Below are 25,908 nucleotides of genomic sequence, written 5' to 3'. Positions count from 1 at the left end.
CCCATCATAATCAGTTATAACTCGATGAAGATATCTTCAAGTGCTAAACGTGCTTTAGGTAGACCGTGATTATAGTCTTCGCCATCCATGTGGTAACCCATTGCTAAGGCCACGTCACATACATAACCCTCTAATTCCTGTTCAAACTCTTTACCAATTAAGGTGGCATCGACACCTTCCATCGGGGTTGAATCAATCCCTAAACGTGCCAGTACATGCAAAGTATTACCTAAGGCTATGTAGGTTTGTGCTTTAGTCCAGTAGCCGTTATAACCACTTTCATCAGTATTTACCTCTGCAAAGGTAAACCCACCATTGAGCATATTATCAAACATCTCTGCCGGTAAATGGCCTGAGCTGACTTCGATATCCACTACTTTTTTGTACTGTTCTTTAGTAAAACGAGGATTGTAAGCAAATAAAATAATATGTGATGCCGCTTTTGCATGGTGTTGGTTAAATTGATACATGTTGGCATATGTGTCATGAAAACGCTGTTTGGCTTCATCACTTTCAATAATGATAAATTTCCATGGTTGTGCATTAATTGAAGAGGCAGATAAACGCATTGCTTCTTTTAGCACGTCCATATCTTCAACAGATATACGTTTGCTTGGGTCATATTTTTTTGCAGTATAGCGGTTGTTAAGATCTTGAATGATTTGATGAGACATGTTTTTCTCCACATTAATATTTAAGCACACACTTTGATGTTTTATAAACGAATAGTGATAGCGAACTAAAGCCTGTTGCTTTCTAAGTTGTGTGGATAATAAAGGTCATCACGCCGAATAGACATATTCATATCGTCCAATCATTATGGATAAATAGCTCCACAATAAGCTGTCTAACGACACAGCAACAAGGGTATTTATAACCAAATGTTAAGCGAAGATGTCACTCATTAGAGTTAAGTGTGCAAATAAGAGATAGGTGTTAGTGAGAGGATTATTGTTAGCAGGCAGTTGGCCTTACAAGGTGTGAAGGGGTGCTTAATACGCGAGGCTTACGCGTAAGGAGATTGCCCCGCTTCTTCGGCGACCAGCCATACCCGCATATCAAACTCATACTGGTGATAGTCTGGCAGCATAAAAGTACATAATTGATAGAAGGCCTTATTGTGGTCTTTTTCACGCAGGTGAGCGAGTTCATGCACCACCACCATTTGCAGCAGTTCAAAAGGGATGTGCTTTAAACGTGAAGATATGCGGATTTCATTTTTAGCTTTAACTTTGTTGCCCTGGCGGCGATTGACATAAGAATGCAACCCAAGTGCGTGATGGCTGACATTAATTTTTTCATCAAAAATTACTTTTGCTAATGGATCTGATTGACGCATATAAGTGTTTTTCAACTCGATGGTCATATCATACAAGGCTTTGTCAGTACGGATATCGTGCACGCGCGGGTAGCGACTTAAAAAGTGTGCGCCTAATGCATTGGTATCAACCAATTGTCGTATTTGCTCGACGATGTCAGCGCGATAACCACTCAAAAAGCGTAATGCACTAAGTTCACTTTGACGCTGTTTAATGTCGGCGCTGGTGATGAGCTTGCTCATATCTGTTTTGGGCTTTAATGCTTGACTAGCAGCGTTAAGTGGCATTTTTGGCGGAGCTTGGCGGCTTTTGGGTTTGCTGTCTGACATGAGGGCAACTTGGGTGCTAATTAAATGGTGCGAGTCATTAAATGAAATGAGCAGCGAATGATAAAGGCATGATAGTGGCGTTACTGATCAATTTGCAGTAACGCCATAATGTGACAGGCTTACGCTTTACCAAAAATAATGCGGTTATGTTGTACATAAGCCACATCGAATGCGTTTTGTTGTACACGCTTTAAGTCTAACGATTCAAAATCAACCTGCGGTGGATTACGCTTTAACTGTTCTTTAATGGCAACAGGTGAAATAAGGTGTACTGGAAGGTCAGTGATTTGAATTGACGCTTCAAGTTTAAAGCTGGTCGCACTGCCAGCAAACTTTCCTTTTTGTTCACGCTCAATAATCACAATTTGATCGACTCGGTAATCTTCCATCAACTTATGAAAAGCAAAGTGAAATTCACGGATAGATTCTGTTTCGCTAGAGTTTGATACGCTAAATGAGATTTTACGGCATGCTGGCACGTTATAGGTTTCACCTTCATAGGTCAGCATACTGATAATGGCTTCGCCGCCTTTTAATTCTACACCACAAATTTTCATGTTAATCCTTACTGTTTTGTACTGCACGTAGGCGTATAGCGAACGTGTCGTTATGCATTGAGTTGCACAAATGGTGATGCGCAACCCTTAATGTTGTTTACTTAAAAGACGTTTATTATCCCAAGTTTAAGATAGTTAGTCTTCTGAGCTGTTGTCTTCTTCAATAATTTGAATGGGTTTGGCTTTACGGCGCATTGGCGCATCACCTACGTCAACACCGGTAATAAAGCGTTTATCACGCTTAGGTGCTGCTTTGGCCTTTTTCGCCACTTTTGCTTTACCGCTCACCGCATCACGAGGTTGTACGCTGTCCGCTTTGCCTGTGGTAGGTTTGTCTTTTAGGCCACTGAACTTAGCTTTCATGCCTTCAATGACAGTCAGATCAAAGTTTTTACGTAAAAATAGCTGCACTTTTTTAAAGCTGTCCCAATCTTTAGGGCCAACAAATGATATCGCATCACCTTTAGCACCAGCACGGCCAGTACGACCGATACGGTGTACGTATTCTTCAGCAAATTTTGGCATGTCAAAGTTAATCACTAATGACACGTTGACTAAATCAAGACCGCGAGACGCGACGTCAGTAGTAACCAATATTTGTGACTGTCCCCGAGCAAACTTGTCCATAATCTGATTACGTGCAGATTGCTTTAAGTCACCGCTCAATGCAGAGGTGGCAAAACCTTCTGCAGCTAATAATGTTGCTAAACGGTCGGTATCAGAGCGTGTTGCAGTAAACACAATCACTTGCTTGTGTTGTTCTTGCTTCAGAATATGCTGCAGCAATGCTTGTTTATGGTCTAAATGGTCTACCAAAATAATGCGCTGTTCAATGTCTTTATGCTCAGAATAAGACTCACCAATGGCCACATGGCTCGGTGATTTAAGCAACGTAGCAGCAATTTCGTTAATGCTGTCGTGATCTAGCGTGGCAGAGAACATCAACGTTTGTCGACGCTTATGATCGGCAGCATCGTTAATGGCTTTTAACTGCGGCGCAAAACCTAAGTCGAGCATACGGTCTGCTTCATCAAGTACCAGCAGCTCAAGCCCATTTAAAAAGAGGTGACGTTGCTGTAAGTGATCGGCAATACGACCTGGCGTAGCGACAATAAAATGCGGATCGCGAGCCAATGCTTTAGCCTGGTCGTTAAAGTTTTCGCCGCCTAATACACTGATTGCTTTGTATTGGGTGTTGGCCACCAATAAACGCAGTTGACCATATACTTGTTGAGCTAATTCGCGAGTGGGTAACAATACCAATACGCGTGGGTCTTTTTTAGACAAGGCGCGAGTCGAGATAACGCGTTGCATAGCGGGTAATAAAAACGCTAAGGTTTTACCTGAACCCGTTTTAGACGAGGCCATTAAATCTTTACCAGATAAGGCAATGGGCAGTGCTTGCGCTTGAACATCGGTAGGCGTGGTAATGCCAAGGTGCTTTAAACTGTCAAGCAGACGCTTGTCCAATTGAAAATCGGTAAATTGCAAAGGTAAATCCCCTAAAAAATGATAGCCACGGATTATAGCGGTTTCACTGTGCTATAGCCAACAAGAGTCGCTTTGGTTATGCTATTTTTTGACATCACTCATTTAGGTTGAAATTTTGATTTTGAACATCAACAAGTGATTCAATGAGTAATGACGTGTGAATAAATTCCTCGCTTGAAAGGATTAACGATGACAAAGCTGACTGTAGGATTAGCATTAGGCAGCGGCGCCGCAAAAGGGTGGGCGCATATTGGGGTCTTAAAAGGCTTAGCCGCATTAGATATTTATCCAGATAAAATAGCCGGTTGCTCTGTGGGCGCATTAGTGGGCGCGGCATACGCAAATGATCATTTAGCCGAACTTGAAACCTGGGTGAGCGGTTTCTCTAGTTGGGATGTGCTCGGATTAATGGATTTAGGTTGGCGTAAAGGCGGCTTAATCAGTGGTGAAAAAGTGTTTGATGTTTTAGCGGGCCGTATTGGCGATCTTAACATTGAACAGCTCAAGCGGCCCTTTGCCGCAGTGGCGACTGATTTATATTCTGGTCAGGAAATTTGGTTTAGAGAAGGAGATTTACGCCATGCCGTGCGAGCATCGTGCTCGATGCCGGGTTTTTTACCACCAGTACAACAAGACCACCGCTGGTTAGTCGACGGTGCGGTGGTTAATCCTGTGCCGGTGTCTTTGTGCCGTGCCATGGGCGTCGATATTGTTATTGCAGTTGACTTAAATGGTCATCGCCGCGGCCATATGCACATGTTGCCTGAACAAGTCAAAAGCCGCGTGCCTAAACCTTCTGAACCGATAGAAGAGAAAAAGCAGTTAGAATCAGGCTTTATGGATTTGTGGGGCAAAGGCAAAGATTATATGAGCGGCTTGACCGATAAATTTTCGCTCGGAGGAGGCAAGTCTCATCCAGGAATGATCGCGGTGATGTCACAGTCGATGGACATTTTAGAGCAGCGCCATAAACGGTCTCGTTTAATGGGTGAGCCACCAGATATTTGCATCGTGCCTGAAGTGTTTGATATTGGCACAATGGAGTTTCATCGTGCTAAAGAAGCCATTAAAGCGGGTGAGGCCGCGGTACACGATATTGCCCATTTACTTAAAGCAACGTTAGCAGGACATTAATTTCTTACAGCAGGCCACAGGTAGTGAGGTGGCCTGCCTCTCGCCAATTTAGTGTTTGACTACCTCGCTTAATGTTATACCCATCAGTCTGCTTTCTTATGATCTGGATCAAAGAAGCTTCGCCCAATATAGCGCCTAATACACAGCATATAGTGTTTATTGATACTGCTGCGCCGATATATGGTGTTTGTTGCGGCATTCTGAAAAGGTGGATTGTATGCTTGTTGTGGTGAAAAGGGACGGATGCCGTACTGCGTTTGACGCAAGTCGTATTAAAGATGCGGTAGTGGCTGCAATGGATTCTGCGGGGCAAGCAGATCACAAATATGCACTTGAATTGGCTGAAACGGTACAAGCGCAAATGGCTGATAAAGCCCAGGTAGATATTCATGACTTACAAGATGCCGTTGAAGTCTTGTTAATGTCGGGTCCATTCAAATCTGTTGCGCGCCATTACATTGAATATCGCCATGATCGCGATAAACACCGTGAAGCACAAAGTAAATTAAATTGCGCTATTCGTGGCTTAGTTGAACAGTCTGACAGTGCCATTTTAAACGAAAATGCCAATAAAGACGCCAAGGTGATTCCCACTCAACGTGACTTGTTAGCCGGAATTGTGGCTAAGCATTACGCCAAAACGCATTTGCTCCCAAAAGATGTGGTCGCCGCCCATGAAAAAGGCGAAATCCATTATCACGATTTAGACTACGCGCCATTTTTCCCGATGTTTAACTGTATGTTGATTGATTTAGCAGGCATGTTAACTCATGGCTTTAAAATGGGTAATGCTGAAATTGACACGCCTAAATCCATTTCGACTGCGACAGCGGTCACGGCGCAAATTATTGCCCAGGTGGCGAGCCATATTTATGGTGGCACAACCATTAATCGCATCGATGAAGTGTTAGCTGAGTTTGTGCAAAAAAGTTATCAAAAACACCTTGCAGTGGCGAAAAAGTGGCAAGTAGCCGATGAAGAAGGTTTTGCGATGACGCAAACCGAGAAAGAATGTCACGATGCCTTCCAGTCTTTAGAGTATGAGGTCAACACCTTACATACCGCTAACGGACAAACACCCTTTGTGACCTTTGGCTTTGGATTAGGGACCTCATGGGAATCGCGGTTAATCCAACAATCGATGCTCACAGTGCGCATGGCTGGCCTTGGAAAAAACCGCAAAACAGCAGTGTTCCCTAAATTGGTATTTGCGATTAAAGATGGCGTTAACCATAAAGCAACTGACATTAATTACGGCATTAAAAAAATGGCGCTCACATGTTCAAGTATGCGCATGTACCCCGATATTTTAAATTATGAGCAAGTGGTCAAAGTCACCGGTTCGTTTAAAACTCCAATGGGTTGTCGCTCCTTTTTAGGCGCCTATGAAGAAAACGGGCAACTGGTGCATGAAGGGCGTAACAACCTCGGCGTGGTGAGCTTAAACTTACCGCGTATTGCCTTAGAGGCAGATAACGATGAGCAACGTTTTTATCAGTTACTTGAAAAACGTTTATTAATCGCTCGTAAAGCGCTCGATACCCGTATTGCCCGTTTAGAAGGCGTTAAAGCCCGTGTTGCACCGATTTTATATATGGAAGGTGCGTGTGGCGTTCGCTTAAAAGCGGATGATGATGTCAGTGAAATTTTTAAAAATGGCCGCGCGTCTATTTCATTAGGCTTTATTGGTTTGCACGAAACCATCAATGCCATTTATGGTGCTGATAAACATGTGTTTGATGATGCTGCACTTCGCGATAAAGCGGTGGCGATTATCAGTAAGCTCAAGCAAGCTACCGAATCCTGGAAACAAGAAACCGGTTATGGTTTTAGCCTATACAGCACCCCAAGCGAAAATCTATGCAGCCGTTTTTGTCAGCTTGATACCGCACAATTTGGCGTCGTTGCGGGCGTGACCGATAAAGGCTATTACACTAATAGCTTCCATTTAGATGTTGAGAAAAAAGTTAACCCGTTCGATAAAATTGATTTTGAACAGCCTTATCCGGCAATCGCTAATGGTGGGTTTATTTGCTACGGCGAATACCCCAATATGCAACATAACATTGAAGCATTAGAAAACGTGTGGGATTACAGTTACAACCGAGTGCCTTATTACGGCACCAATACTCCCATTGATGAATGTTATGATTGCGGCTTTATTGGTGAGTTTAATTGTACCAGCAAAGGTTTTGTTTGCCCCAAGTGTGGCAACCATGAGCCGAGCCGTGTGTCGGTGACTCGCCGGGTATGTGGCTATTTAGGCAGCCCAGATGCAAGACCATTTAATTTTGGTAAACAAGAAGAAGTTAAACGCAGAGTGAAACATTTGTAATGCATTACAGTGCTTATCACAGTGTTGATGTAGTCAATGGCGAGGGCACCCGCTGTACGTTATTTGTCAGTGGGTGTGAACATGCGTGTAAAGGGTGTTATAACCAAAACACCTGGCGACCTGATGCTGGCCACCTATATATTCAAGCGCTTGAAGATCAAATTATTGCAGATTTAAATGATAACCGCATAAAGCGTCGAGGCTTAACGTTGAGCGGTGGCGATCCACTGCATCCTGTTAATGTTGAAACCATACTCCAATTAGTTAAACGGGTTAGGCAAGAATGTCCAGACAAAGACATTTGGCTGTGGAGCGGTTATCAGCTTGATGAGTTAAGCGAGGCGCAACAAGCTGTGGTTGCACTTGTTGATGTATTGATTGACGGTAAGTTTGAGCAAGAAAATGCTGATCCCGCGCTATTGTGGCGCGGAAGCAGTAATCAGATTGTGCATCGATTTACCCGTGAGTGATCCCGAGCATCTTGCGATAACGTTTTGTCCGTTGTTTGGTTTTAAATTGATCGACCAATAAACTCCACACTGGTGAATCATCGGTTTGTGGTGTGTGTCCCTGGCTCATACGTCTTAATTGACGTTTAATGATGGCCATCGTCGCTAATCCCGCCAACGGCTTACTTTGCCAGTCGACTCTCGGTAACTCTGGCGTAAAGTCGGGCTGAGTTTGCCAGGTGTTTACTAAGCTAGGGTAAAATGCCAGTGCACTGGCAATGCCACATAATGCAAAGCCTGCATCGAGCACTTGTTCGGCAACGGCTTTACGCCGAATGCCTCCGGTTAACATTAATGGAATGGGCGAACTTGCCACTAATTGGCTGGTTAAACTGAGAAAATAAGCTTCGCGGGCGAGGGTTCGTTCGTCTGCACTTCTGCCTTGCATGGCCGGTGCTTCATAACTGCCGCCAGATAATTCCACCATATCAACCTGATATTGCGCCAGCATAGCAATGACTTTTTCGGCATCGTCAATATCAAAACCGCCTCGTTGAAAGTCAGCTGAATTAAGCTTAACTGCGATATCAAATTTATCTCCGCAGCGCAGCCTGACTTGCTTAACCACTTCAAGCAGTAACTTTGATCTATTTTCAAGACTGCCGCCCCATTCATCGCTGCGCTTGTTAGTGAGCGGTGACAAAAATTGTGCGAGTAAATAACCGTGGGCAGCATGGATTTGCACACCATCAAAGCCTGCTTGTTGGGCCAAACTCGCTGTGGTCACAAAGCGGTTAATCACATCATAAATATCATCATGAGTCATGGCTTTAGGCTGTGAAAACATCGATGAATGCTTGCCTAAATCTAATGCGATAGCCGACGGCGCTAGGTTTTTACCGCCCATGGCTTTAAACACTTGTCTGCCAGGGTGGTTTATTTGCATCCACACTCGGGCCTGTTTTTGCTTAGCAATGCTGGCCCACTGTGTAAATGGCGCTATATCACTATCGGCCTCTAACGCGACGCCACCAGGACCTGTCATGGCATAACGGTCAACCATGACATTACCGGTAATCATTAAACCCACGCCACCTTTTGCCCACGCATCGTAAAGTGCAAGCAGCGCGCTATCAGGTTGTTGTTTTGCATTGGCAAGATTTTCTTCCATGGCGGCTTTGGCAACACGGTTAGGGATGATGCCACCGTTAGGCAAGGTATATGAGTTAACTAAACTGTCGGCCATTAAATATTGTCCTTAATGAAGGGGAGTAGATTATCCCTCTTTATTGATTAACCTGAGTTCAGGTTGATTAATGCCCGTCATCATAAAGTAATACCCCCATAAACAAAAACACTGCCAAGCACGGTCACGTGCTGGCAGTGTGTTGTGTTGTGTTGAGTGGTGTTGATTAGATACGGTAGGTTACCGTTAACTTAGCGTTACGTTCTTCGCCAGGTAAACCGCCTAGGAACATGGCTTTGTCGTAATATGACTTGTTAAGTAAGTTATTAATATTGAGCTGAATTTTATACCGTTCAACATCATAGCTGATGGCCGTGTCAAATACGGTGTAACTTGGCACATAACCGTCTGGAATACCAAATGAGCTTGAGTTGGTGCTGCGTTCACCGACATATTCAGCCCCTAAGCTTACCGATACTGGCGCGGGTAAACTCAGTTCTGCTGCATAAGTCACCCAGGCACTTGCTGTAAGGTATGGCACGCCTTTCTGGTGTTGACCATAATCACTGCTATTAGGATCTTGATTGTCGCGAGCATCTTGGTAAACGCCATTAACGTTCACTTTCCACTGTTCATTTAAATTGGCATTTAAATCGAGCTCGACGCCTTTAGTATCTTCACTGCCGTCGTAAAAATAAGGGTCTATTGTAGAGGTTACCGCACTGCTGTCGTAGTCAGGGTTACTGTAGGCAATATTAGTCCGTGATGATTTAAAAAAGACTAATGAGGCTAATAGTTGATCATCAAACGCTTTGAAACGCACGCCTAAGTCATTACTGACCGATTCTGAGTCTTCGCGGTCGGCTTCATTGCCGGTAACATCGCCCAACACACTGTAGGCTGTACGACCTTTAGAGTGATTAACGAAAATTGAAACATCATCCGTTGGCATATACGTTAAGCCAAGATTGAAGGTAATTCCGTTATCTGTTGTGTCCGCTTCTGGTTGTGGCTCAGCTAAGCTTGAGCTGTAACGGGAATCAACACCGAGATGTTCATAGGTTTGCTTAATTTCATTAAATGCCACCCCAATACGGCTGGTAAAGCCAGCACCAAGGTATCCGACATGTTGTACGCCTAACCCCCATGCGGTGACGGTTTTATTGTAATTACTGGTCAGTAATGGATCGTAATCTTCAAATTCGCCTTCGGCCCAGTTGGGGTTACGAATATCGTAAATGTATGGCAGGGTACCTTGGTAAGATACATCGCCATTGCTGTCTTTTAATACGTAATCGGCATCCCAAATTGAGTATTGTTTGAAGCGAATTGTGCGGTCTTCAAAGTTAGCATTAATCAGTAGTTCGTTTTCGATATTGCCAATGTCAAAGTCGTAACGTAAGTCAGCAAAGTATTGCCAAGATTGTTCATCGGCAGAAACTTTACGATACTCCTGACGGCGAGCGGCGTAAGGATATAACACTTCATCTTCAACTAACGGCGCGCGTGGGTCTTGGTTAATGATGCCATTTCGTTCCCAATACACGTAGTTATACGCGCCAGTTTGGCGAGCAAAACTGGTTTCATAATTTCGGTATTGCAATTGTTGGTTTAAAAACAGGTTATCGGTTAAGTAAATGTTGTGAGTCAGTTTGAAACGTAACTCTTCACCTTCGTTATCTTTTGCCATTGGTGAAATTAAGCCATTGTGACCAAAATCGTAAGGTGTTTCACCATCTGATGCACTCAGTGAATTAGCCAGTTGTTGACGCTGCTCATCGGTAAGCTGCACGCCACTGCTGGTAGGGTCATTAACCAAATCTTGCCAACTTACCTTGTCTGCCGTTTTACCATCAACAGAAGCCGCATTATAAATCCGGATTGGGTGGCCAATGGAATCTACGGGAATAGAATCGTTTATGTAAGCGGTAGACAGCATGAGGTTTTGATTGTCGTTCAACACAAACTTTAGCGAGCCGTAGACTTCGTCGCGGTCGGTTCCTAAATCGCGGTATCCGTCACTGCGAGCACTTTTGGCTACCACACGATAGGCGACATCGTCAGTGACAGCACCTGTGCTATCAGCCATAAATGAATATGTGTCCCATTGACCCACTTCAGCTTCCATAACATGCTTACTGACAAACTCTGGCTTCTTTTCTATTAAATTCATTACGCCGCCAGCGCTTCCCATTCCGTACAATCCGGTTGCAGGGCCTTTTAACACTTCAACTGAACTGACATTAGTGAGCGAACGGGTAGGGTTAAAGGTGTTGCCAAGTCCTGCGCCACCATACATGCCGTCATAGGTGTAGTTTGCTCCTAGGCCTCGAATGACGAGGTTGTCACCAATACCGTAGTTATTACCCGCTTGGGTCACACCACTGATATTACGAATTAAATCTTGCATGTTACTGACGCCTTGGGCATCGATTAATGCTTCGTCAACAATCACTACCGCAGCGGGGGTTTCCATCAGCGACATATCTGATTTCGTTGCAAGGCCAGAATTCATTACCACTTGGTTTTGGCGACCATATACGGTAATGCGTTCATAATCCTCAGATGATGCTTGAGTTGGAGTATTTGATTCTGTTGGCGTTGAGTCTTGAGCATAAACAGGAAATAAAACACTTTGGCAGGCAATAGCCAGTAGCGAGAGTCTTAGCGATGTCATAACGGATACCTTTGATGGAATTGCTGCGAATGATAATGATTATCATAAAGATTGCAATGAGGTTTACACATAAATGTGATAAAAACGTTTGCGAGAACGCGAGACTGCACAATGTTTATCCGGTTTGGTTGTAGAATAAGCACTGGATAAATAAAAAGGGTGTTTTAGGGCGTTGCCTTTTTTTTAAAATCATTGTTTAACATGACACTTGAGAGGCATAAAGTTGTTGGCTGATTCATATATGCAGTGTTTGGTTGTCGCATATTAGGTGGGTTTGGGTATATAATCTGCATCCGAAAAGGTGTTGTGAGGTATACAACTAAGTAGCCTATTCAATAACACACCAAAGTATTTAAGGTAACCAAATGAATTTAAAGCAAGAACTGCAAACATTAAATGATAAGTTAGACAAGTTTCGTCGTAAATTAGCAGCGGCTGAACAACGTGGTGATGCCACGGTTATCATGCAGTTTAAGAAAGAGATCGCCACTGTAACTAAGCGTATTGCCAGCACTAAAGGCCAGCAAACTCGTGAGTTAAGTAAAGAAGGCACAGCGTTAAAAACACTTGGCTTCAAGCGTTCATTAACGAAAGCTGAACAAGCTGATATGGGCAAATTGAATAAGTCTGTAAAAGGTCTGATTGTGGTGCATCCAATGACGGCATTAGGCCGCGAAATGGGCATTAAAGAAGTGACTGGTTTTGCCCCTGCTAAGTTTTAATATTTTCTTTTACAGTTAGTTGTCGTAAGGTTAATTCATGTCGATAAAATATATCGCAACATCTAAATTACCCACTCCTTGGGGTGTTTTTGACATGCACGGTTTTGAAGAAACCGCGACAGGTAAAGAACACGTTGCATTGACATTTGGTCAACTTGATCCCACTCAAGCTATGTTAGGTCGTATTCATTCTGAGTGCTTAACAGGGGATGCATTATTCAGCTTGCGCTGTGATTGTGGTTTTCAATTACAGGCTGCGATGCAGAACATTGCAGAAAAAGGTCAAGGCTTTTTGCTGTACCTTCGCCAAGAAGGTCGTGGTATTGGTTTGTTGAATAAAATCCGTGCTTACGAATTACAAGATGCCGGTGCCAATACCGTTGAAGCCAATGAGCGTTTAGGCTTTGAAGCCGATATGCGTAAGTACGACATGATTTTACCTATGCTAAAAAAAATTGGCGTAGAAAAAGTCAGCCTAATGACCAATAATCCGCGTAAAGTCATGGCGATGCAAAATGCAGGTATTGAAGTCTCTGAACGTATTCCACTGCAAGTGGGTAAAAATCGGTACAACGAGTCATATTTGAAGACCAAATCAACTGAACTTGGTCATATGATGTCTGAATACCATTTCAACGACGAATAAGCAGATCGAACAATAACGATATGGTGATAAATCAAAGGCGACATCATAGTCTTGTGGGTTTATCATCGTGTCGTTTTTTACGTTCAGCTTGGCTTGTTTCTGCACTCGTTTTACCTTCCATCTTGACGACTCATCATGCTGCTGCCGCAGAAGAGATAACCTCCGAACCCGATGCTTCACACTACGCTTTCGCCAATTATTTAGGCAGCGGTATTTATCGCACCTCTGGGCAAAGTGCGGCTGTGGTGAATATTCCTTTAGGCTTTGATCTTGAAGAGTCTGACGATCATCTGTTGAAATTACGCTTAACGGCATCATTTGGTTTTTTTGATTATTCTTTTAATGACTTGCCTGGTGGTAGTTTTCCTAAAAGCGTCGGTACGCTAACTCTGACTCCTGGTATTGAATATCATTGGCTGGTGGACGACCAATTGACGTTAGAGTCTTACGTGGATTTGGGATACGGTCATAACTTTTCGACCCATAGTCATGTGGGTATTTACTCTACTGGCTTGTCGAGCCTGTATCGTTTCGGCTCCGCTGAATACAGCCCTGTGTGGGTTAATCGTCTTTACTATGCAGGTTATAAGAGCAATCAAAACGACAGCACTGAAGGTTATTCGGTGCTAAAAACAGGTATTGATTTTGCCTTGAATTACGATTGGCAATGGGATGATATTCGGGTTGAACCGAGAGTGTTTGTTGCAGGGCACTGGTACTTTAACCAACTTAAGTTTGTCACGCCAGTCGGTGAAAATGTCCTAACGTCATACACTTATGAAATCGGCTCGACTTTGGCTTTCTCTAAACCGATTAATTTTTCGGCTATTGGCTTAGACAGTGTTGAAATTGATCATATCGGGTTAAGTTATCAAGTCGGCGGCGGTTTAAAAGTATGGCGCTTGATTTTTGAATTCCCGTTATAGACTATTTAAACGGGTGATGGGCGTTACATTATTTAAAGTGTAATTAATTACACTTTAAATATTTACACTGTAAGAGTGTGCATTTAAAAGACATCAATAGCCGAAACGTAAACAAAAAAAGTGCTGAATATTCAGCACTTTTTTGTTTATCTATTATCCGTTGCCCCAAATGTTGGCATTGACAGGCTTACCCGGTGTATCGGTTGATTTGCTGGTTGGCGATTTAACCGTTTGAGGCTTTTTAGCCGCAGCATGTTGAGGCTTAGACGCGGACCTGCGAGAGTCATCTTTAGGTGGCGGTAAAGGTAACTTGTTTACTCTAAGGTACAAGTATTCAACTTTGTCACGTGCCCACTGTGTTTTGCGTAAAAACTTTAAACTCGATTTTACACTCGGATTGTCTTTAAAACACTGGATGTTGATCCTCGAGCCGAGTTCTTCCCAACCGTATTTTTCAACCAGTTCGGTAACAATAGTTTCCAGCTTTATGCCGTGAAGTGGGTTGTTTGCTTGTGTCATGGGCCGTGAGAGCTAATTAAATTTGCCAATATTATACCCACATTGCTGCCAAAGTGATATCAATGCAAAACGGCAGTCGAGGCTGCCGTTTTGCTGATGATGTAAGTATTACTGTTCGTTGGCTAAATTGATGCTGTCTTCATCGTCTGAATCAATATCACCTTTACCTTTGGTTTTAATAATAATCAGTGCCGCAATAATCGCTGTGGTTACCATGCCAGCAACCGTTGATACTGTCATGGGTAAGCCTGCTCCTAACGTTGATGAGTTAAGCATAAAACTTATTACCACACAGGTCATAAACATTGCCGGAACCGTACATATCCAGTGGAATTTATTATGGCGCAGCAAGTATGCTGCAGCGGTCCACAGCATTAACACTGCCGTGGTTTGGTTAGCGACACCAAAGTAGCGCCAGATAATACCGAAGTCGACTTGGGTTAATATTGCACCGATGGCAAACAATGGTAGCGCTAGCACTAGGCGTTTAGGCAGTGCAACTTGTTTGATGTTAAAGAACTCAGCCAAGATTAAGCGAGCAGAGCGGAACGCGGTATCACCAGAAGTGATAGGCAGTACAATGACACCGAGGATAGCTAAGAAACCACCAAATGCGCCAAGTAACCCATTTGATGCTTCGTATACTACGTTTGCAGGGTTGCCTGCCATACCCGCATTAAGGCCTTCAACACCACCAAAGAATGACAATGCAATAGCACACCAAATCAGTGCGATAACACCCTCACCAATCATGGCACCAAAAAACACAAAGCGACCGTTTGATTCGTTTTCAACACAACGCGCCATTAATGGAGATTGCGTAGCATGGAATCCTGATACTGCACCACACGCGATGGTGATGAACAGCGCAGGCCATAATGGCATATCGTTAGGATTAAGGTTAGTGAAGAAGTCACCCATTTCAAAACCAGGTAGCATGGTGTGTTCAGTTGACAGCATTAATGCGATGGTTAAGCCAAGAGACATAAACACTAACAGTGCGCCAAAGAAAGGGTAAAAACGGCCAATGATTTTGTCGATGGGTACGATGGTAGCAATAAGGTAGTAGCAGAAAATAATGCCGACAAATATGGTTACATCAAACCCGGTTAATTTACTGAGTAAGCCTGCTGGCGCAGAGATAAATACCACACCGACGAGTAATAATAAGATAATCGCAAACAGGTTCATAAAGTGTTTTGCGTTTTTACCTAAATATTTACCGGCTAGGTTAGGCACTGATTGGCCGTTATTACGAACCGACAACATACCTGAAAAGTAATCGTGTACAGCACCTGCAAATATACAACCCAACACAATCCATAACATGGCGGCTGGACCATATAACGCCCCTAAAATGGGGCCAAAAATAGGGCCCACGCCAGCAATGTTCAATAATTGAATTAAATAGACTTTACCTTTAGACATAGGCACAAAATCGACACCATCAGTCTGAGTAAAAGCAGGTGTTTGTCGTTGAGTGTTAATGCCGAATACTTTTTCGACAAAAGCCCCGTAAATAAAATACCCACCAATGAGTAAACCAACACAGAGTAGAAACCAAGTCATTTTATATCTCCCCATAAATATAGTAAGACAAGGTTAATGCATCTTAGTGTCTAATAGGGGTCAAACTCGGTAACAGGTTTAATTGACGGGTTAAGCGGTAAATAATGCGCTTCAAGCGTTTTACCCTTGGGAAAGCGTGTTACCTGTCTCGCATCAACATACTATTAAAAGCCTAATAATTGCTTTAATTCTTTAAGATAGCGGCGTGAAACAGGCACTTTAGCGCCACTGTGAGTGGTGACATCTGCTCCTGTGTCGGTTATTTCAATTTCAGAGATAGCATCAGGTGAGAGTAGGTATTGTTTATGGCAGCGAAATAACGCGGTTTTTTCTTCGAGCACTTTAAGTGTTAATTGCGTATGACTAAAACCGTGACGACAATGTACGTGAATACCGCCTACATCACTGACGATAAACTCCACATCAGCTGTGGTAACCACTTTAAGTTTACTGCCGCTGTAACAGGGTAAATGCACTAATCGCTTAGGTAAGATGGGATCTAAGAGTTGAGGTGCCATATTGGCTCTGACTTTCTCTAATGTTTGATTGAAGCGCTTTTCATCTATGGGTTTTAATAAATAATCAAAAGCATTGTTATCAAATGCCTTTATTGCGTATTCGTCAAAGGCGGTGATAAATACCGCCCGAGGCATTTGCTCAGGATTGAGCATGGCAATTAATTCCATTCCATTTATCCGTGGCATTTGGATATCAACAAAAATCAGGTCGGGTTTTAATCGATTAATGTGCTGTAACGCTTCTATCGCATTACCACATTGCGCTAGGACTTCAATATCAGAGTGTTTCTCCAGAAGATCGGCTACTTCTTGGCGGGCAAAGGGCTCATCGTCAATAATTAAACAGCGGATCATAATGTGGCCTCTTCAAGGGGAATACGCACTTGCACACAAGTGAATTCATCTGTTTTGCAGTGAACCTCGATACCGTATTGTTCACCAAAAAGATTTTGTAATCGTTTATGGACTAAGTTCATGCCTAGTCCCTCAGTATTGGTTGAAGGTTGGTATAACCCGGCATTGTCAGTAACACTGAGGAGTAGGTCATTGCCGTCGGTGCTGGCTTCAACATTTATCACGCCTTCGTCTAACAACAATGATGTGCCATGTTTTACTGCATTTTCAATTAATGGTTGTAAGGTAAATGCAGGCATTTTGTGATGATGATAAATGGCGGGAATGTTGATGCTGACATTAAGCTTGTCGATAAACCGCGCATGCTCAATGGCGAGATAAGCATCGATATGTTCTAGCTCATCAGCTAGGGTGACCAAACCTGTGGTGCGAGTGAGGTTGATGCGCAAAAATTGCGATAATTGTTTAATCAGCTTTTTGGCCATGGGTGGGTCACGACTAATAATCGCGCCAATGGTATTTAAGGCATTAAATAAAAAATGTGGATTAACCTGGGCGTGGAGTAATTTAATTTCGGCTTGCATGAGTAAGTTTTTTTGTTGTTCAAAGCGGCCATATAGAATTTGGTTAGACAGCAGACGTGCAATTCCTTCACCTAGGGTGCGATTGATATTTAAAAACAACTTATTTTTAGGCTCATACAATTTAATGGTACCGACGACTTCGTCGTTGCTACGCAGTGGGATCACTAAACTTGAGCCAAGATTACAATGATTCGAGATTGAGCAAGTATAGGTAGTGTCTACGCCGTCAGCAAACATGACTTCATTTTGAGCTATGGCATCTAAGGTTATTTGAGACGAAATCGGCGTATTAGGTAAATGATGGTCGGCGCCAATACCGATAAAGGCCAATAATTTATGACGGTCAGTAATGGCAACCGCACCAACACGGGTTTCTTCAATGATGATTTGCGCGACTTTTTGGCTAGACTCTTCGTTAAACCCTTTCGATAAAATACCGACACTGCGTTCGGCGATTTTCAGCGCATTAGTTGAAAAGCTCGATGACAATTTATCGAACATGGCTTTTTGATCGCGAACGATACTCATAAACATGGCTGCACCAAGCGAGTTAATGAGTAACATTGGCGGTGCAATAACATAAACCAAAGCCCAGGCTTGATCGAAAGGTTTAGCAATTAATAAAATTAGGCTCATTTGCATCAGTTCAGCACAAAATGTCACCATAAAGACTTTAGACGGTGAATACACCGACTCTGATTTGCCTGCTTTGTTTAAGTAGTAGCTGACTAACCCCGCTGATAGACCTTCAAGGGTTGTGGATATTGCGCAGGCTATATCGGTAAATCCGCCCATAGAATAGCGGTGTAATCCACCGGTGAGACCCACGAAAAAACCGGTCACTGGTCCACCTAATAATCCGCCGAGCACAGCGCCCATGGTTCGAGTATTGGCAATTGCACCGGTAGTTTGCTCACCAAAATAGGTCGCCATAATACAAAAAGTGAAAACACCACATAAATAAAAACTTTGTGCGATAGGCGCTTTGAACCCTCAGCAAAAAATTTAAATAGCGGTGTTTTACTGACTAAGTAGACGATAACGAGTTACACGCACATTTGTTGCGTGAGTAATAAAATCAACGACATGGTTTCTCACAAAATAATGGTATTAGAGGGCAGTTGCATACCCGACTAAGGTCGCGGAGCTAAATTAGAATGCGTGAATAATATTACGGAAAATCAAGTGCGGTTAACGAGACGACTTACTTAATATGGTTAATTGGTCGTTGTCATGTTGCTGATAAAATTCATCTATCAGGACTCTGAGAATTTTAGATTTAGCCACTTTGGTGGTTTTGGCAATTTCATCAAGTTGTGAAATGCTTTTTTCGGTGAGAGTAAATGTCGCATGGCGATAGATTTTAGTGCTCTTTTTATCGAGACCTTTAAGAAACTGTGCCGTAGTTTGACTCGGTGCTATTTGCCCCGCTGTTTTACCTAATGCATAGTTATTTGCATCTTCAATAAAGTCATCCACAGACACCTTTTGGAGGGTGTCTTTGGGCTTTTTACGCTTGAGATCAGTTAAACTCATAACGATTTTCTGGCGGTATGGCAAAAAGCTCATCGGCAATGGCGCGAATTTCGTCGGCCGCTTTACCTTCGGGTTCGATTTCGAGGACCGACGAGCCGCTTTCTTCGCTGTCATCGTAGATATTACGACTAAAGGTGACCGAGTCTAGCGCACGTAATCCAAATGATTGCACAACCTCTTTGGCTTCTAAAATACGCTTACCTTGTGACGGTAGTGCAGGGCATTGAGTAATCACAATCGACGCCACCATTTTAGGGTTAACCATTTTACAGGTGCTAAGCATGTCTTCCATGTGCGGCAATGTTTTTAGGTCGCGGCGCTTTGGTCTTAATGGAATTACCACATAAGTTGCCACTGACATCGCTGCACGCATCGCGAGGTTATCTTGGCCGCCACAATCGACAATAACATAGTCAAATCGCTCATCGAGGCTCAACAGATCATTACGAATTTTGCCATAGAGTTGAATACAATTAATGGCTTTTAAGCTGGGGTCATTGTTTCGGGCTTGGATCCAATCTGATGTGGTACGCTGAGGATCGCAATCTACCATCAACACATTGGCATCGAATTTTTGGGTTATGTATACCGCAAGGTTTTGCGCTAAACAGCTTTTTCCGCTGCCACCTTTTTCTCCACCAACGAGCAATATCATGTTTCGGTCCTCTATGCTTAACGTCGTATAACGTCGCAAATGGGTGATGCTGGTTATCTATTGAGTATAGAGCAGCCCACTCAGACTGCATGGAATATTCAATGCGTTAAATTAATTGCAGCGCAATATGGTAGCTTTGTGGAGTGCATTCGATACAGCGACACACTTGGCCTTTAATGGTATTTTGCTTAGGCGTGTTTTCGTTGAAGGTAATTGCGATGAGATCACCAAGTTTAAAAGCCGCTTTAAAGTCTAGCAATACGCCTTTTCGGGCTAAATCAATGCAAACCCCATAGTCCAGGCAAGACTCACCTTGGGCGTTTATCCAATCTAAACGTACCCGTTCTGCTTCCATATCAACTCTAAGTGAACCGCGTTTTTCGTCAAATCCTGTTGGCTCTTGGCCCATACTGTCGCTCCTTGAAAATCAAAACACTGAATTAATGGGTGTTGTCTTGCTACGATTAATCTTATTGTTAGCATAATTACTTTGTTAAGCAAGCGCTAAGGCAGAGTTAATGTTCAATAACCTTGGTTTTAATGACGCTATTCTAATTGTCGTAATCTTGGTTTTTAGGGTAAGGCATTTTTAACTGACCCCAACGGATCACAATGACAGTACACGCCAATACGATGGTCGATAGCGATATCGCTAAAATGCGCCAGTCTTCCATGGCCTTCATGTCTAAAATGAGATAACGCGCTAACGCGACGATGGCAATGTATAACGGCATGCGAATTGGGAGCTTACCCGACTCGATGTAGTTAACCACCATGGCAAGTACTTCAAGGTAAATGAACAGCAAGAGTAAGTCGGCTAATTCAACGGTGCGAATAGCGATCATGTGGAGAATTTCTTCACCGATAGCAAATAAGGTGGCTAGGGCAATAATGAACAGGACTAGATGTTCAAAGCTCTTTAAGGATTTGATGCTTAAATCTTTCGCTTTATGTAATGGCATAATGGTTATTCTGGACGCAAATGAATATCCATTATCGGTGAGTTTCGATAATTTGCCCAGTGATCTGGCTCAACTTTAGCAAATTCAAAGACAAAAAAACCGCTAATAGCCATAAATGCTACTAGCGGTGTTTAATCATGTCTTGTCGAGGGGAAAGCTTAGCGCTTTAATCCTTCGTTTAGTAACGGACGTATGGTTTTAACCAATTGCGTGGTTACTTTTGGACTACCAGCCACAATATTGCCAGATGTCATGTAGTTGTGAGCACCCATAAAGTCAGTGACGGTGCCGCCAGCTTCACGACAAATTAAGTCGCCAGCTGCGATGTCCCATGGCTTTAGACCAATTTCGAAGAAACCATCTAAACGGCCAGCTGCAACGTAAGCTAGGTCTAATGCTGCAGAACCGGTACGGCGTAAATCGGCACACTGCGGGAATACTTCAGCTAAAATAGCCATGTAGGTGTCAGTGTGTTGACGAGCCTTGAATGGGAAGCCAGTACCAATCATGGTATTGCTAAGGTCGTTAACATTGGTTACACGTAAACGGAAATCGTTTAGCTTAGCGCCTTTACCGCGTACGGCAGAGAACAGTTCTTCGCGAACAGGATCGTAAATAACGGCAACTTCAATTTTGCCTTTATATTGAACTGCGATAGAAACTGCGAAATGAGGAATACCACGAACGAAGTTGTTAGTGCCATCCAAAGGATCAACTATCCAAACGTAATCTTTGTCAGTACCACGGTTTTCACCGTCTTCTTCGCCCACGATAGTGTGATCTGGGTAAGATTTACGAATTTGATAAGTAATAGTTGCTTCTGCTTCCTTGTCTACACTAGTCACAAAATCATTAATACCTTTACTGCTAACCTCAACACGGTCAAGTTCAGTATAGGCGCGCATAATAGTTTGGCCCGCAGCGCGTGCAGCGCGTGTGGCAATAGTCAACATTGGATGCATTGCAATCCCCTGGATGTTAAAGAACGAGTAAAATAGCGCCCGCATTATACTTAATTTAGAGATTATATCAAATGCAGATTTTCATATAACGTAATAAACAACGACTGTGTTAATATATGGGCAATATTTTTTGTCAAAAGAAAGTCGTTCATGCTCAGTAATATTCGTGTTGTTTTAGTTGGAACATCTCACCCAGGTAACATTGGCTCTACCGCCAGAGCAATGAAAACCATGGGTTTATCTAATTTATATCTTGCAGAACCGCGTACCGAGCCTGATGGTCAATCTATCGCGCTTGCTGCAGGTGCATCTGATATATTAAAAAATCTCACTACGGTCGACTCTTTACAAGAAGCGATTGCCGATTGCAGTTTAGTGATTGCAACCAGTGCGCGTAGTCGTACATTAGATTGGCCTATGCTAGATCCACGTGAAGCGGGTCTAAAATTGACTCAAGAAAGTCTTACGGGTCCAGTGGCAATTGTATTTGGCCGTGAGAATCACGGGTTAAGTAATGAAGAATTACAACAATGTACTTATCATGTGGCTATTCCTGCCAACCCTGAATACAGCTCACTAAACTTAGCTCAAGCTGTGCAAATCATTTGTTATGAAACTCGAGTTGCTCATTTAGCGCAAACCGAAGCAGCGCCTGAAACTGAAGCGTATCCGTTAACGGTTGAGTTAGAACGATTCTTTGTTCATTTAGAGTCAACCTTGTCCAAAACGGGTTTTGTGATCAAAAACCACCCTGGTCAAGTCATGACAAAGTTACGTCGTTTATACACTCGTGCGCGTATTGAAGCCCCTGAGATGAATATTCTTCGTGGCATTTTGACTTCCGTTGACAAGAAAATGGATAAACAAGATTAATCCGTAAGGAACACACCATGGGCGTCATTGCTAGAATTAAAGAAGACATCGAGTCGATTTATCACCGCGATCCTGCGGCAAACAGTACTCTCGAGATTATATTTAACTATCCCGGTATGCACGCAATTTGGATCCATCGTATCAGTCATAAACTTTGGCGAGCTAATTGGCGCTTTACTTCACGATGTTTATCGACCTTTTCTCGGTGGTTAACTGGGGTTGAAATTCATCCCGGCGCTACAATAGGTCGACGTTTCTTTATCGACCATGGTATGGGCGTTGTTATTGGTGAAACGGCCGAAATTGGCGACGATTGCACGCTTTATCATAGCGTGACGTTGGGCGGGACGACTTGGCAGCCAGGCAAACGCCATCCGACCTTGGGGAACAACGTAGTTATTGGTGCAGGCGCTAAAATATTAGGGCCTATTACCATGCATGACGGTGCCCGCGTGGGGTCGAATTCTGTGGTTGTAAAAGATGTGGCTGTTGATAATACCGTCGTGGGTATACCTGGTCGTGTGGTGGCTACACCCACTAATCAGTCAAAAGAGAAAACCGAACGTCGCACAGAAATGGCTAAAAAGTATGGTTTTGATGCCTATGCGGTATCACCAGATAATCCCGACCCGGTGGCGAATGCAATAGGCCAAATGCTTGATCACATGCATTTAATGGATTCAAAAGTCCAAGAGTTGTGTCAAGCGATCCAGCAAATGGGCGGTGATGTGTGTACCAAAAAGTTGCCAGAATTAACCGTAGATGCGTTTGATGAAGCTGAACGAAATGCGGCAAGTAATCGTAAACAAGATATAGACAAGTTTGATCCAAGTATTTAACGATAGCTAAGTCATTGTAGATTCAGGTCAAATAAATAGCCGATAATGCGATTAATTGCCTTGTCGGCATTGAATCTTACAAGATAAAAAGGTTAAATACCCCAGCGAAAAATTAAACCTTTTTGTTATAAGACATGTCTTAATACCCGACTAGTTTAGTAGGATTAATACTTGACTAAATTAGTCGGGTATGGTGAAATTACTGCATACTTTTTGGGAGCAGTACAAGTTATGAAACTTACATCAAAAGGTCGCTATGCAGTGACAGCTATGCTGGATGTTGCTATTCACTCAGCTACTGGTCCAGTGCCCTTAGCCGATATTTCTGAAAGACAAGGTATCTCTTTGTCTTATCTTGAACAACTCTTCGCTAAGTTACGTAAACATGGTCTAGTGTCGAGTGTTCGCGGACCCGGTGGTGGTTACCGTTTAGGTTTAGAAGCCGTTGATATATCAGTTGGTATGGTCGTGCATGCTGTTGATGAATCTGTAGACGCCACTCGTTGTCAAGGAAAAGGTAACTGCCAAAGCGGTACTCGTTGCCTAACCCATTCGTTATGGGGTGACTTAAGTAAACAAATTTCTGAGTTTTTAGATGGTATTTCGCTTGCGGGCTTAATGCAAAAGCGAGACGTTCAGTTTATCTCGTTAAAGCAAGATGAAATACAAAAGGAACATAGAGTGAGTTTGTAACTCAACTATGTTGATTGAATATAATTATTATTTGTACGTTGTATGTAGCCTCATCTGAGACTGCTAAGTACGGAGTGTGTTATGAAGCTTCCTATCTATTTAGATTATGCCGCAACAACCCCTGTAGATCCGCGTGTCGCAGAAAAAATGATGCAACACATGACAATGGACGGCGTGTTTGGTAATCCAGCATCGCGTTCACATCGTTATGGTTGGCAAGCAGAAGAGGCGGTTGATGTCGCCCGTAATCAAGTTGCTGATTTGATTAATGCTGATCACCGTGAAATCGTATTCACATCAGGTGCGACAGAATCAAGTAACCTTGCGATTAAAGGTATTGCTCATTTTTATCATAAAAAGGGCAAGCACATCATCACCAGCAAAACTGAACATAAGGCAACGTTAGACACTTGCCGTCAGTTAGAGCGTGAAGGTTATGAAGTCACTTACCTTGAGCCAGAAGCCAACGGCATCATCCCAATGGAACGCTTAGAAGCGGCCATGCGTGATGACACTATTTTGGTTAGCATCATGCATGTTAACAACGAAATTGGTGTAGTTCATGATATCAATGCGATTGGTGAGTTATGTCGTTCAAAAGGTATTTTCTTCCACATGGATGCTGCGCAAAGCGCAGGTAAATTACCGATTGATGTGCAAACTACAAAAGTTGATTTGATTTCGATTTCAGGTCACAAGATGTACGGTCCTAAAGGTATCGGCGCGTTATATGTCCGTCGTAAGCCTCGTATTCGTCTTGAATCACAAATGCATGGCGGTGGGCACGAGCGTGGTATGCGCAGTGGTACACTTGCAACGCATCAAATTGTAGGTTTAGGTGAAGCTGCAGCAGTCGCTAAGCTAGATATGGCTGAAGACAGCGCGCGCATTACTCGTCTTCGTGACAAGTTATGGAACGGCATCAAGCACATCGAAGAAACTTATATCAACGGTGATATGGAACAACGCTACAGCGGTATCTTTAACGTGAGCTTCAACTTTGTTGAAGGTGAATCGTTAATGATGGCACTAAAAGACTTAGCGGTTTCTTCAGGTTCTGCCTGTACATCAGCCAGTTTAGAGCCGAGCTACGTATTACGTGCTTTAGGTCTAAACGATGAAATGGCACACAGCTCAATTCGTTTCTCTCTTGGCCGCTTTACTACCGATGAAGAAATTGAACACGCTATCAAAACGATAACTGAATCAATTGATAAGTTACGTGAAATGTCTCCTTTATGGGAGATGTTCAAAGATGGTATTGACCTGAATCAGGTTCAATGGGCACATCATTAATCGTATAACGACAAAGATTTTGGAGCAGTATCATGGCTTATAGCGAAAAAGTAATCGATCATTATGAAAACCCACGTAACGTAGGTTCATTTGACAAAAACGATCCATCAGTAGTCACCGGTATGGTTGGCGCACCTGCATGTGGTGACGTAATGAAGCTGCAACTTAAAATTAATGCTGATGGCATTATTGAAGATGCAAAATTCAAAACCTACGGATGTGGCAGCGCGATTGCATCAAGCTCGCTTGTCACAGAATGGGTTAAAGGCAAAAGTGTTGACGAAGCAGCAACCATCAAAAATGCTGATATTGCTGAAGAGTTAGCGTTGCCGCCGGTTAAAATTCATTGCTCAATTTTGGCAGAAGATGCCATTAAAGCAGCAATTGAAGAGTATAAAAGCAGACAAGCTAAGTAATACCTGGAGTTAAGATGGCTATTTCAATGACCCCCGCAGCGGCAGACCGAGTTAGATCGTTTCTTGCTAATCGCGGGAAAGGCCTCGGCTTGCGCCTTGGATTGAGAACATCAGGTTGTTCAGGTATGGCATACGTCATTGAGTTCGTTGACGATCTCAATGACGATGATGAGCTTTATACTATCGATGGTGTGAATATCATCATCGATGCTAAGAGCTTTATCTATTTGCAAGGTATTGAACTGGATTTTGTCAAAGAAGGCCTTAATGAAGGTTTCCAGTTCAATAACCCAAATGCAAAAGGCGAGTGTGGTTGCGGTGAGAGTTTTACCGTTTAATTATTCGCCTTTGCCGTTTTATC

General features: G+C 43.1%; 26 protein-coding genes and 1 pseudogene. 12 read left to right on the top strand and 15 right to left on the bottom strand.

Features of this window, described 5'->3' with window-relative positions:
* Positions 1-14: 14 nt before the first annotated feature.
* The 4 genes from AC19MX_RS00320 to AC19MX_RS00305 form a co-directional block, all read right to left on the bottom strand.
* Positions 15-674: a nitroreductase family protein gene (locus tag AC19MX_RS00320; protein ID WP_432402716.1), complete on the bottom strand. Its 660-nt coding sequence runs from the start codon at positions 672-674 to the stop codon at positions 15-17.
* A 332-nt stretch (positions 675-1,006) separates the two neighbouring features.
* Positions 1,007-1,561: a YgjP-like metallopeptidase domain-containing protein gene (locus AC19MX_RS00315; protein WP_432402839.1), complete on the bottom strand. Its 555-nt coding sequence runs from the start codon at positions 1,559-1,561 to the stop codon at positions 1,007-1,009.
* 206 nt (positions 1,562-1,767) lie between these two features.
* Positions 1,768-2,205: a DUF3010 family protein gene (locus tag AC19MX_RS00310; protein ID WP_432402718.1), complete on the bottom strand. Its 438-nt coding sequence runs from the start codon at positions 2,203-2,205 to the stop codon at positions 1,768-1,770.
* Positions 2,206-2,340: 135 nt separating this feature from the next.
* Positions 2,341-3,696, bottom strand: coding sequence for a DEAD/DEAH box helicase (locus AC19MX_RS00305; protein WP_432402720.1), 1,356 nt, complete (start codon positions 3,694-3,696; stop codon positions 2,341-2,343).
* A 189-nt stretch (positions 3,697-3,885) separates the two neighbouring features.
* On the opposite strand from AC19MX_RS00305, the gene rssA reads away from it, so the two are divergent.
* From rssA to nrdG, 3 genes are all read left to right on the top strand, one after another.
* Positions 3,886-4,830 carry a patatin-like phospholipase RssA gene (gene rssA / locus AC19MX_RS00300; protein ID WP_432402722.1) on the top strand — a complete coding sequence of 315 codons (945 nt, stop codon included), beginning with the start codon at positions 3,886-3,888 and terminating at the stop codon, positions 4,828-4,830.
* 217 nt (positions 4,831-5,047) lie between these two features.
* The gene (gene nrdD, locus AC19MX_RS00295) at positions 5,048-7,165 is read left to right on the top strand and encodes an anaerobic ribonucleoside-triphosphate reductase (protein WP_432402724.1); all 2,118 of its coding nucleotides are present in this window, start codon (positions 5,048-5,050) and stop codon (positions 7,163-7,165) included.
* Entirely contained in the window at positions 7,165-7,635 is a 471-nt protein-coding gene (gene nrdG / locus AC19MX_RS00290) for an anaerobic ribonucleoside-triphosphate reductase-activating protein (protein WP_432402726.1), read from the top strand. Before nrdD ends, nrdG begins: the two co-directional genes overlap by 1 nt.
* Here the strand turns inward: nrdG and AC19MX_RS00285 are convergent.
* Positions 7,622-8,860, bottom strand: a complete 1,239-nt coding sequence (locus AC19MX_RS00285; RefSeq protein ID WP_432402728.1) for an NADH:flavin oxidoreductase/NADH oxidase family protein — start codon at positions 8,858-8,860, stop codon at positions 7,622-7,624. The genes nrdG and AC19MX_RS00285 overlap by 14 nt on opposite strands.
* Positions 8,861-9,026: 166 nt before the next feature.
* Positions 9,027-11,477, bottom strand: coding sequence for a TonB-dependent receptor (locus AC19MX_RS00280; RefSeq protein WP_432402730.1), 2,451 nt, complete (start codon positions 11,475-11,477; stop codon positions 9,027-9,029).
* Between the two features lie 365 nt (positions 11,478-11,842).
* Between AC19MX_RS00280 and AC19MX_RS00275 the strand changes: the two genes are divergently transcribed.
* The 3 genes from AC19MX_RS00275 to AC19MX_RS00265 are packed head-to-tail and all read left to right on the top strand — an operon-like array spanning position 11,843 to position 13,771.
* Positions 11,843-12,199, top strand: a complete 357-nt coding sequence (locus tag AC19MX_RS00275) for a YibL family ribosome-associated protein (RefSeq protein ID WP_432402732.1) — start codon at positions 11,843-11,845, stop codon at positions 12,197-12,199.
* A 37-nt stretch (positions 12,200-12,236) separates the two neighbouring features.
* Positions 12,237-12,845 carry a GTP cyclohydrolase II gene (gene ribA, locus AC19MX_RS00270; protein ID WP_432402734.1) on the top strand — a complete coding sequence of 203 codons (609 nt, stop codon included), beginning with the start codon at positions 12,237-12,239 and terminating at the stop codon, positions 12,843-12,845.
* Between the two features lie 53 nt (positions 12,846-12,898).
* A complete protein-coding gene (locus AC19MX_RS00265) occupies positions 12,899-13,771 on the top strand; it encodes a hypothetical protein (RefSeq protein ID WP_432402736.1) in 873 nt (290 codons plus the stop codon).
* A 153-nt stretch (positions 13,772-13,924) separates the two neighbouring features.
* On the opposite strand, the gene AC19MX_RS00260 is transcribed toward AC19MX_RS00265, so the two are convergent.
* The 9 genes and pseudogenes from AC19MX_RS00260 to suhB form a co-directional block, all read right to left on the bottom strand.
* Entirely contained in the window at positions 13,925-14,290 is a 366-nt protein-coding gene (locus tag AC19MX_RS00260; RefSeq protein ID WP_432402738.1) for a VF530 family protein, read from the bottom strand.
* 108 nt (positions 14,291-14,398) lie between these two features.
* A complete protein-coding gene (locus AC19MX_RS00255; RefSeq protein WP_432402740.1) occupies positions 14,399-15,859 on the bottom strand; it encodes a carbon starvation CstA family protein in 1,461 nt (486 codons plus the stop codon).
* Between the two features lie 164 nt (positions 15,860-16,023).
* Positions 16,024-16,731, bottom strand: coding sequence for a two-component system response regulator BtsR (btsR, locus tag AC19MX_RS00250; RefSeq protein WP_432402742.1), 708 nt, complete (start codon positions 16,729-16,731; stop codon positions 16,024-16,026).
* Positions 16,728-18,355, bottom strand: a pseudogene (locus AC19MX_RS00245) (LytS/YhcK type 5TM receptor domain-containing protein). Before AC19MX_RS00245 ends, btsR begins: the two are co-directional and overlap by 4 nt.
* A 151-nt stretch (positions 18,356-18,506) precedes the next feature.
* Entirely contained in the window at positions 18,507-18,851 is a 345-nt protein-coding gene (locus AC19MX_RS00240; RefSeq protein WP_432402744.1) for a replication protein RepA, read from the bottom strand.
* The gene (locus AC19MX_RS00235; protein ID WP_432402746.1) at positions 18,838-19,506 is read right to left on the bottom strand and encodes an AAA family ATPase; all 669 of its coding nucleotides are present in this window, start codon (positions 19,504-19,506) and stop codon (positions 18,838-18,840) included. Before AC19MX_RS00235 ends, AC19MX_RS00240 begins: the two co-directional genes overlap by 14 nt.
* A gap of 106 nt (positions 19,507-19,612) precedes the next feature.
* The gene (locus tag AC19MX_RS00230; RefSeq protein WP_432402748.1) at positions 19,613-19,915 is read right to left on the bottom strand and encodes a PilZ domain-containing protein; all 303 of its coding nucleotides are present in this window, start codon (positions 19,913-19,915) and stop codon (positions 19,613-19,615) included.
* A gap of 142 nt (positions 19,916-20,057) precedes the next feature.
* A complete protein-coding gene (locus AC19MX_RS00225) occupies positions 20,058-20,468 on the bottom strand; it encodes a phosphate-starvation-inducible protein PsiE (protein ID WP_432402750.1) in 411 nt (136 codons plus the stop codon).
* A 158-nt stretch (positions 20,469-20,626) separates the two neighbouring features.
* On the bottom strand, positions 20,627-21,430 hold the full coding sequence (suhB, locus tag AC19MX_RS00220; RefSeq protein WP_432402752.1) for an inositol-1-monophosphatase: 804 nt from the start codon (positions 21,428-21,430) through the stop codon (positions 20,627-20,629).
* A 150-nt stretch (positions 21,431-21,580) separates the two neighbouring features.
* On the opposite strand from suhB, the gene trmJ reads away from it, so the two are divergent.
* From trmJ to iscA, 6 genes are all read left to right on the top strand, one after another.
* Complete coding sequence (gene trmJ, locus AC19MX_RS00215; protein WP_432402755.1) at positions 21,581-22,303, top strand: tRNA (cytosine(32)/uridine(32)-2'-O)-methyltransferase TrmJ; 723 nt, start codon at positions 21,581-21,583, stop codon at positions 22,301-22,303.
* Between the two features lie 17 nt (positions 22,304-22,320).
* A complete protein-coding gene (cysE, locus tag AC19MX_RS00210) occupies positions 22,321-23,142 on the top strand; it encodes a serine O-acetyltransferase (protein WP_432402757.1) in 822 nt (273 codons plus the stop codon).
* 231 nt (positions 23,143-23,373) lie between these two features.
* Positions 23,374-23,835 carry a Fe-S cluster assembly transcriptional regulator IscR gene (gene iscR / locus AC19MX_RS00205; RefSeq protein WP_432402759.1) on the top strand — a complete coding sequence of 154 codons (462 nt, stop codon included), beginning with the start codon at positions 23,374-23,376 and terminating at the stop codon, positions 23,833-23,835.
* Positions 23,836-23,916: 81 nt separating this feature from the next.
* On the top strand, positions 23,917-25,131 hold the full coding sequence (locus AC19MX_RS00200; RefSeq protein ID WP_432402761.1) for an IscS subfamily cysteine desulfurase: 1,215 nt from the start codon (positions 23,917-23,919) through the stop codon (positions 25,129-25,131).
* A 32-nt stretch (positions 25,132-25,163) separates the two neighbouring features.
* Complete coding sequence (iscU, locus tag AC19MX_RS00195; protein ID WP_011637877.1) at positions 25,164-25,547, top strand: Fe-S cluster assembly scaffold IscU; 384 nt, start codon at positions 25,164-25,166, stop codon at positions 25,545-25,547.
* Between the two features lie 14 nt (positions 25,548-25,561).
* The gene (gene iscA, locus AC19MX_RS00190; protein ID WP_432402763.1) at positions 25,562-25,885 is read left to right on the top strand and encodes an iron-sulfur cluster assembly protein IscA; all 324 of its coding nucleotides are present in this window, start codon (positions 25,562-25,564) and stop codon (positions 25,883-25,885) included.
* The last annotated feature ends 23 nt before the right edge of the window (positions 25,886-25,908 follow it).

Source organism: Shewanella sp. MF05956 (assembly GCF_059758055.1).
This window is presented reverse-complemented; position numbering and strand designations above follow the sequence as displayed.